Genomic DNA, 8,054 nt, shown 5'->3' with positions numbered 1-8,054 from the left:
GCCCCTCGATCCATGGGTCGAAACACAAACCAAAACGGTTCAAAAAAAACCGGAAGATCCTTGAGAGGGCGATTGCGGAAACCGGAAGCCCAGGCTGCCAAGCTTTCTCCGGTGTCCCAGATCCTCATGCGATCCTCATGCGATCCTAATGCGCGCGACGTGTCGAGCGTCTCGAATCCTCATGCACTTCCCGGCACGAGTCGATCCGCGCAGGCCACTTTTCGTGAAGGCCTGGAGCGCATTCGCTCGCCGGACGCATTCATCATGCTCGACATCGTCTTCATCGCCGCCGGCCTCGCCTTCTTTGGCGTGGCGGCCGGCTACGCTCTCGTCTGCGAACGGCTCTGAGGGAGGTGCACGTGGCCCTCGACCTCGTGCTCGGCGCGCTGACGGCCGCCGGCCTCCTCGCCTACCTCGCCTACGCCCTCGTCCGTCCCGAGCGGTTCTGAAGGATCCCACCCTCATGACCCTCCTCGGATGGATCCAGATCGCGCTGTTCTGCGCGGCGGTGCTGGCCCTCGCAAAGCCGCTCGGCTTCTACATGGCCCGCGTCTTCGATGGCGAGCGCACCCTGCTCTCGCCGGTGCTCGTGCCGGTCGAGCGCGCGCTCTATCGGCTCGCTGGGATCGATGCGCGCCACGAGCAGGGCTGGCTCGGTTACGGCCTCGCCATGCTCGCCTTCCACGTCCTCGGCTTCGTACTGCTCTACGCGGTGCTGCGCTTACAGGACCTTCTGCCGCTGAACCCGGCGGGGCAGGGGGCGGTGGCGCCGGACCTCGCCTTCAACACCGCCACGAGCTTCGTCACCAACACCAACTGGCAGAATTACGGTGGCGAGAGCACGCTCTCCTACCTCTCCCAGATGCTGGGGCTGACCCATCAGAACTTCCTCTCGGCCGCCACCGGCATCGCCCTGGCGATGGCGTTGGTCCGCGGCTTCGCCCGCTCTTCGGCCAAGACGGTCGGCTCGTTCTGGGTCGATCTGACCCGCTGCACGCTCTACGTGCTGCTGCCGCTCTGCGTGATCCTGGCCCTGTTCCTGGTCTTCCAGGGCATGCCGCAGACTCTTGGCCCCTACGTGGAAGCGACGACGCTAGAAGGCGTCAAGCAAACGATCGCGGTCGGGCCGGTGGCCAGCCAGGTTGCGATCAAGATGCTCGGCACCAATGGCGGCGGCTTCTTCAACGCCAACGCCGCGCATCCCTTCGAGAACCCCACGGCGCTCTCGAACTTCGTGCAGATGGTCGCGATCTTCGCGCTCGGTGCGGCGATGACGAACGTCTTCGGCCGCAAGGTCGGCGACGAGCGCCAGGGCTGGGCCATCCTCGCCGCGATGGGGGTGATGTTCCTGGCCGGTACCGTCGTGACCTACTGGGCCGAGAGCGCCGGCAGCCCCGTGCTGAATGCGCTGGGCCTGCCGGGCGGCAATCTCGAAGGCAAGGAAATCCGCTTCGGCATCGTCGGCTCCGCGCTGTTCGCGGTGGTGACCACGGCGGCCTCCTGCGGCGCGGTCAACGCCATGCACGACGCCTTCACGGCGCTCGGTGGCATGATCCCGATGATCAACATGCAGCTCGGCGAGATCATCGTCGGCGGCGTGGGCGCCGGCCTCTACGGCATGCTGGTCTTCGTGATCGTCGCGATTTTTGTGGCCGGGCTCATGGTCGGTCGCACGCCGGAATATCTCGGCAAGAAGATCGAGGCGCGCGAGGTGAAGATGGCGATGCTCGCCGTGCTCTGCCTGCCGCTGATGATGCTCGGCTTCACCGCGCTCGCCACGGTGACCGCCGCCGGCCTCGCCGGACCCGCCAATGCCGGGCCGCACGGGTTTTCCGAGATCCTCTACGCCTTCACCTCGGCAGCCGCGAATAACGGCTCGGCTTTCGGTGGGCTCAGCGGAAACACGCCCTTCTACAACACCACGCTCGGCTTCGGCATGCTGGTGGGACGGTTCTTCGTGATCATCCCGGCACTCGCCATTGCCGGGTCCTTGGCCGGCAAAGCGGTGCTGCCGGCCTCCGCGGGGACCTTCCCGACGCATGGTGGCCTGTTCGTCGGTCTGCTGGTCGGTGTCATCCTAATCGTCGGCGGCCTGACCTTCTTCCCGTCCCTGGCGCTCGGCCCGATCGTCGAGCACTTCGCCGGTTCCGCCGGCCAGACCTTCGCGACGGGAGGCTGAGATGCGTCCCGCTCAGCCTCCAGCCCGCATCGCCTCGGCCGGCCTTCGCCAGCACAGACCCCGGTCCCAGGTTCGGGCTCGCGCGGCCCGGATGCCGCCGATGCGGGTCTCCGACCTGATCCTTGCCGTGCTCGGCGTCGGCCTGCTCGGCGCGGCCGCCCTGTTTGCCGGCCTGTCCGCCTTCGGTTCCTGACGGCGCACGCCGTGCCCCCGCTTTCTCTCATCGGATCGTCTCGCGATGGTTTCCCGGACTTCCTCCCTCTTCAGCTACGCCCTGATCGGGCCGGCCCTCCTCGGTTCGCTGCGAAAGCTCGACCCGCGCGCCATGATCAGGAACCCCGTGATGTTCACGGTGGAGGTGGTTGCAGCGCTGACCACCCTCCTGTTCCTGCGCGACGTGTTCGCAGGCGGCTCCGACCTGCTCTTCTCTGCTCAGATCATCCTCTGGCTCTGGTTCACCCTGATCTTCGCGAATTTCGCAGAGGCGCTGGCCGAGGGCCGCGGCAAGGCCCAGGCCGACAGCCTGCGCCGCACCCGAACTGAAATGACGGCCAAGCGCCTGACAGGCACGGGCCGCGACTACGAGACGGTGCCCGGCGCGAGCCTCAAGGTCGGTGACGTCGTCCTCGTCGAGGCCGGCGACCTGATCCCCTCCGACGGCGAGGTGATCCAGGGTGTCGCCTCGGTGAACGAAGCGGCGATCACCGGCGAATCCGCCCCCGTCATCCGGGAATCCGGCGGCGACCGTTCGGCGGTGACGGGCGGCACCCAGGTGATTTCCGACGAAATCCGTGTGCGCATCACCGCTGCGGCCGGCTCGACCTTCGTCGACCGCATGATCGCGCTGGTCGAAGGCGCCGCCCGCCAGAAGACGCCGAACGAGATCGCGCTGAACATCCTGCTCGCGGGGCTCACCATCGTCTTCGTCTTCGCAGTGGCGACGATCCCGAGTTTCGCCTCCTACGCTGGCGGGTCGATCCCGCTCATCGTGCTCGTGGCGCTGTTCGTCACGCTGATCCCGACGACGATCGGCGCGCTGCTCTCGGCGATCGGCATTGCCGGCATGGACCGGCTGGTGCGGTTCAACGTGCTCGCCATGTCGGGCCGCGCCGTCGAGGCGGCGGGCGACGTCGACACGCTGCTGCTGGACAAGACCGGCACCATCACGCTCGGCAACCGCCAAGCAACCGAGTTTCGCCCGGTGCGCGGCGTCTCCGAGCAGGAGCTGGCCGATGCCGCCCAGCTCGCCTCGCTCGCCGACGAGACACCCGAGGGCCGCTCCATCGTGGTGCTCGCCAAGGAGAAATACGGCATCCGCGCCCGGGACATGGCCGGGCTGAACGCCACCTTCGTGCCCTTCACGGCGCAGTCGCGCATGTCAGGCGCCGACCTCGACGGCTCGTCGATCCGAAAGGGCGCGGTCGATTCCGTCATCGCCTCCGTCACCGGTCAGCCGATGGCGACGCGCGGCTCCAGCGCTGCGCTCGCCTATCATCCGGCCGCGGAGACCGAGGTGGTCGGGGAGGTGCGCGCGATCGCGGAGGAGATCGCCAAGGCCGGCGGCACGCCGCTGGCGGTGGCACGAGACGGCCGGCTGCTCGGTGTCGTCTATCTCAAGGACATCGTGAAGGGCGGCATCCGCGAGCGTTTTTCGGAATTGCGCCAGATGGGCATCCGCACGGTGATGATCACCGGCGACAACCCGATGACCGCCGCTGCCATCGCGGCCGAGGCGGGCGTCGACGATTTCCTCGCGCAGGCCACGCCCGAGGACAAGCTCGCGCTGATCCGCAAGGAGCAGGCGCAGGGCAAGCTCGTCGCCATGTGCGGCGACGGCACCAACGACGCCCCGGCGCTCGCCCAGGCCGATGTCGGCGTCGCCATGAACACCGGCACCGTCGCCGCCCGCGAGGCCGGCAACATGGTCGATCTCGACTCCGATCCGACCAAGCTCATCGAGATCGTCGGCATCGGCAAGCAACTGCTGATGACCCGCGGCGCGCTGACCACCTTCTCCATCGCCAACGACGTCGCGAAGTACTTCGCGATCATCCCGGCGATGTTCCTGACGCTCTATCCGCAGCTTCAGGCGCTCAACGTCATGGGCCTCGCCTCGCCGCAGAGCGCGATCCTGTCTGCGATCATCTTCAACGCGCTGATCATCATCGCGTTGATCCCGCTCGCCCTGAAGGGGGTGACCTACCGCGCGGTCGGCGCCGCTTCGTTGCTCTGGCGCAACCTCCTGATCTACGGCCTCGGCGGCATCCTGGTGCCCTTCGTTGGCATCAAGGCGATCGACCTCGCCGTCAGTGCGCTGCACTTGGCCTGACGAGCACTTTCCCTCCCCCTTGCGAGGAGGGATCGAGGGTGGGTGTGGCTCAGGATCAGACGCAGAGCTTCATCTGGCACCCCCCACCTCCAACTCCTCCCCACAAGGGGGAGGAGAGTTGCCCCCGCCCACCGGACATCAACCCATGCTCTCCCATCTGCGCCCCGCTCTCGTCCTCCTCGTTGCGCTGACCGCGATCACCGGGCTCGCCTATCCCCTTGCCATCACTGGCATCGCCGGGGCGATCTTCCCCGCGAAAGCCGCCGGCAGCCTGATCGAGCGCGACGGCACGATCGTCGGCTCCGGCCTGATCGGCCAGAGCTTCAGCAGCGAGCGCTACTTCCATGGCCGCCCCTCCGCCACCGTGGCGCCCGATCCGGCTGACGCGTCGAAGACGGTGCCGGCGCCCTACAACGCCGCGAATTCCGGCGGCGCCAATCTCGGCCCGGCCAGCGCCGCGCTGGCCGAGCGTCTCAAGGGCGACGTCGCGACGCTGAAGGCGGAGAATTCCGCTCAGCCGGTGCCGACCGATCTCGTCACGACGAGCGGGTCGGGCCTTGATCCCGACATCTCGCCGGAGGCGGCACGCTTCCAGATCCCGCGGGTCGCCAAGGCGCGAAGCATCGCGGAGGAGAAGGTCGCGGCCCTCGTCGCCAGCCAGGTTCAGGGCCGCTGGCTCGGCGTCCTCGGCGAGCCGCGCGTCAACGTGCTGGCGCTCAATCTCGCTCTCGACGATCTCGCCCGGAAATGAGCGCGCGGTGCTAAGATCGCACCATGCCGGATGAGCGGAGAGACCCGAGCCGCCCCTCGCCCGACGCGCTGCTCGACGTCGCGCGCCGGGAGGAGAGCCCGCGCGGCCGGCTGAAGGTTTTTCTCGGCGCGGCGCCGGGGGTCGGCAAGACCTACGAGATGCTCACCGTCGGGCGTGCCAGGGCCAAGGCCGGCATCGACGTAGTGGTGGGCATCGTCGAGACCCATGGCCGGGCCGAGACCGAGGCCCTGGTCGAGGGCCTGGATGTGCTGCCACGGCGGCAGATCGACTATCACGGCGCGGTGCTCGAGGAGATGGATCTCGATGCGCTGCTCGCCCGCCGGCCGGCTTTGGCTCTGGTGGACGAACTCGCCCACACCAATGCGCCGGGCAGCCGGCATCCCAAGCGCTTCCAGGACGTTGAGGAGCTGCTGGATGCCGGCATCGACGTCCACACCACGCTCAACATCCAGCATGTCGACAGCCTCAACGACGTTGTCGCCCAGATCACCCGCATCCGCGTGCGCGAGACGGTGCCCGACGGCATTCTCGACCGAGCTGACGACATCAAGGTGGTCGATCTCAACCCGGACGACCTGATCCAGCGGCTCAAGGACGGTAAGGTCTACGTTCCGCAGAATGCCGAGCGGGCGCTGCTCCATTATTTTTCGCGCGGAAATCTCACGGCGCTTCGTGAGCTGGCGCTTCGCCGCACGGCCGACCGCGTCGACGACGAACTCTTGAGCCACATGCGGGCCAACGCGATCTCCGGCCCCTGGGGCGCCGGCGAGCGCGTGCTGGTCTGTATCAGCGAGGATCCGCGCTCACACGGGCTCGTGCGCTACGCCAAGCGCCTCGCCGACCGGCTGCATGCGCCCTGGACGGCGCTCACCGTCGAGGGGCCACGCAGCGCCTCCCTCGGTGAGGCGGAGCGCGACCGGATCGCGGAGGCCCTGCGCCTCGCCGACCGGCTTGGCGGCGAGCCCGTCACCATTCCGGGCGGCCGGCGCATCGCCGAGGACGTGCTCGCCCATGCCCGCGCCTCCAACGTCATCCACATCGTCGTCGGCAAGTCGGACCGCTCGCGGCTGTTCGAACTCGTGAACGGCTCCGTGGTGCACGACCTCGTGCGTGGCAGCGGCAATATCAGCGTCCACGTCATCAGCGGAGAAACGGTCGAAGGCGGGTCCCGGCCCCGCAGGACCGTCGACACGGCGCCCGGCAGCACCCGCAGGAGCCCGCTGCCCTATGCGCTAGCGTTGCTGGCCACGGGCTCGGCGCTAGGGCTGGCCCTGCTGCTTCAGCCGCTTCTCGGCGTCGAGAATGCCGACCTGATCCTGCTGACGGCCGTGGTCGCGGTGGCCGTGCGCCTGGGCCTCGGCCCGTCGCTCGCGGCGGTCGTCTCTGCCTCGCTCGCCTACAACTTCTTCTTCCTGCCGCCGCTCTACACCTTCACCATTGCCGACCCGACCAACATCGCGGCCTTCCTGCTGTTCACGCTCGTCGCCATTCTGGTCTCGAACCTCGCGGCACGCTCGCGCAAGCAGGCCGTGGTTTCGCAGGCGCGCGCCTCGGCGACCGAGCGGCTCTACGGGTTCAGCCGCAAGCTCTCGAGCTGCGGCACCCTCGACGATGTTCTCTGGGCGACCGCCGCCCAGGTCGCGGCCATGCTGCGGGTGCGGGTGGTTCTCGTGCTGCCGGAGGATGGCAGCGTGGCGGTGCGCGCCGGCTACCCGCCCGAGGATCACCTCGACGAGGCCGATCTCGCTGCCGCGCGCTGGGCCTTCGATAACGAGCGGCCGGCTGGCCGGGGGGCCGATACGTTGCCCGGCGCCCGACGCCTTTTTCTGCCGATGCGCACCGGACGCGGCACGCTCGGCGTGATCGGGCTCGATTCCGATGCGAGCGGACCATTGCTGACGCCGGAGGGCCGCCGCCTGATCGACGCGCTCACAGACATGGGCGCTCTCGCCATCGAGCGGGTCCGCCTCGTGGAAGACCTCGACCGGGCCGAACGCGCGGCGGAGACCGACCGGCTGCGCCAAGCGCTGCTCACCTCGATCTCGCACGACCTGCGCACGCCGCTCGCCTCGGTGCTCGGCGCCGCCACGACGCTGCGCGATCTCGACGAGGCCCTGCCACGGGAATCCAAGGCCGACCTGCTGGCGACGATCGTCGCGGAATCGGAGCGGCTCAACCGCTTCATCGCCAATCTCCTCGACATGACCCGGCTGGAAGCGGGCGCAGTCGCCCCGAACCTCGCCCAGCACGACGTTGCCGAGATCGTCGCCACGGCGCTTCGGCGCATGGAGAAGATCCTCGCGGACCACCGCGTCGTCGTGGAGATGGCCCCCGGTCTGCCGCCGGTCTCGCTCGATCCGGTTCTGTTCGAGCAGGTGTTGGTGAACCTGCTCGACAATGCCGCGAAATACGCCCCCGAGGGCACGACGGTGACGATCCGTGGCAGCCGCGAGGGAGCGAGCCTGCGCATCGACTTGCTCGACGAGGGCGAAGGCCTTCCCGAAGGCGATGCCGAGAGGGTCTTCGAAAAGTTCTATCGGGCGCGGAAGGGCGATCGGGTCCGCGCCGGCACCGGTCTCGGCCTCGCCATCGCCCGCGGGTTCATCGAGGCGATGGGGGGACGGCTGACTGCCGCCAACCGGCGCGAGCGGGGAGGGGCTGTGTTCTCGTTGACCTTACCTGTTTCGACCACCGCTCAAAGTGCATCGGAATTGGCGGCATGAGAGAGGATTCGGACCATCGCGAAGGGAGGAGCCGCCATCCCCTCCCCCTTG

General features: G+C 68.3%; 6 protein-coding genes. All 6 read left to right on the top strand.

What is annotated here, in order from left to right; genetic code table 11:
* Positions 1-348, top strand: a 348-nt coding sequence (locus GGR33_RS25715; protein ID WP_210301865.1) for a hypothetical protein, incomplete at its 5' end; no start/stop codon positions are given.
* An 11-nt stretch (positions 349-359) separates the two neighbouring features.
* The gene (kdpF, locus tag GGR33_RS07620) at positions 360-449 is read left to right on the top strand and encodes a K(+)-transporting ATPase subunit F (protein WP_183503464.1); all 90 of its coding nucleotides are present in this window, start codon (positions 360-362) and stop codon (positions 447-449) included.
* A 14-nt stretch (positions 450-463) separates the two neighbouring features.
* A complete protein-coding gene (gene kdpA / locus GGR33_RS07615) occupies positions 464-2,179 on the top strand; it encodes a potassium-transporting ATPase subunit KdpA (RefSeq protein ID WP_183503462.1) in 1,716 nt (571 codons plus the stop codon).
* 238 nt (positions 2,180-2,417) lie between these two features.
* A complete protein-coding gene (kdpB, locus tag GGR33_RS07610) occupies positions 2,418-4,508 on the top strand; it encodes a potassium-transporting ATPase subunit KdpB (protein ID WP_183503460.1) in 2,091 nt (696 codons plus the stop codon).
* Positions 4,509-4,653: 145 nt separating this feature from the next.
* Positions 4,654-5,259, top strand: a complete 606-nt coding sequence (locus GGR33_RS07605) for a K(+)-transporting ATPase subunit C (protein WP_183503458.1) — start codon at positions 4,654-4,656, stop codon at positions 5,257-5,259.
* 23 nt (positions 5,260-5,282) lie between these two features.
* Complete coding sequence (locus tag GGR33_RS07600; RefSeq protein WP_183503456.1) at positions 5,283-8,003, top strand: sensor histidine kinase; 2,721 nt, start codon at positions 5,283-5,285, stop codon at positions 8,001-8,003.
* Positions 8,004-8,054 lie beyond the last annotated feature (51 nt).

This window comes from Methylobacterium brachythecii, assembly GCF_014196345.1.
GTDB classification, from domain to species: Bacteria; Pseudomonadota; Alphaproteobacteria; order Rhizobiales; family Beijerinckiaceae; genus Methylobacterium; species Methylobacterium brachythecii.
This window is presented reverse-complemented; position numbering and strand designations above follow the sequence as displayed.

What these genes read in the sequence shown, in the direction of transcription:
- GGR33_RS07605 (WP_183503458.1), top strand. Translation starts at nt 4,654, where the DNA reads ATGCTCTCCCATCTGCGCCCCGCTCTCGTCCTCCTCGTTGCGCTGACC.
- GGR33_RS07600 (WP_183503456.1), top strand. Translation starts at nt 5,283, where the DNA reads ATGCCGGATGAGCGGAGAGACCCGAGCCGCCCCTCGCCCGACGCGCTG.
- kdpA (WP_183503462.1), top strand. Translation starts at nt 464, where the DNA reads ATGACCCTCCTCGGATGGATCCAGATCGCGCTGTTCTGCGCGGCGGTG.
- kdpB (WP_183503460.1), top strand. Translation starts at nt 2,418, where the DNA reads ATGGTTTCCCGGACTTCCTCCCTCTTCAGCTACGCCCTGATCGGGCCG.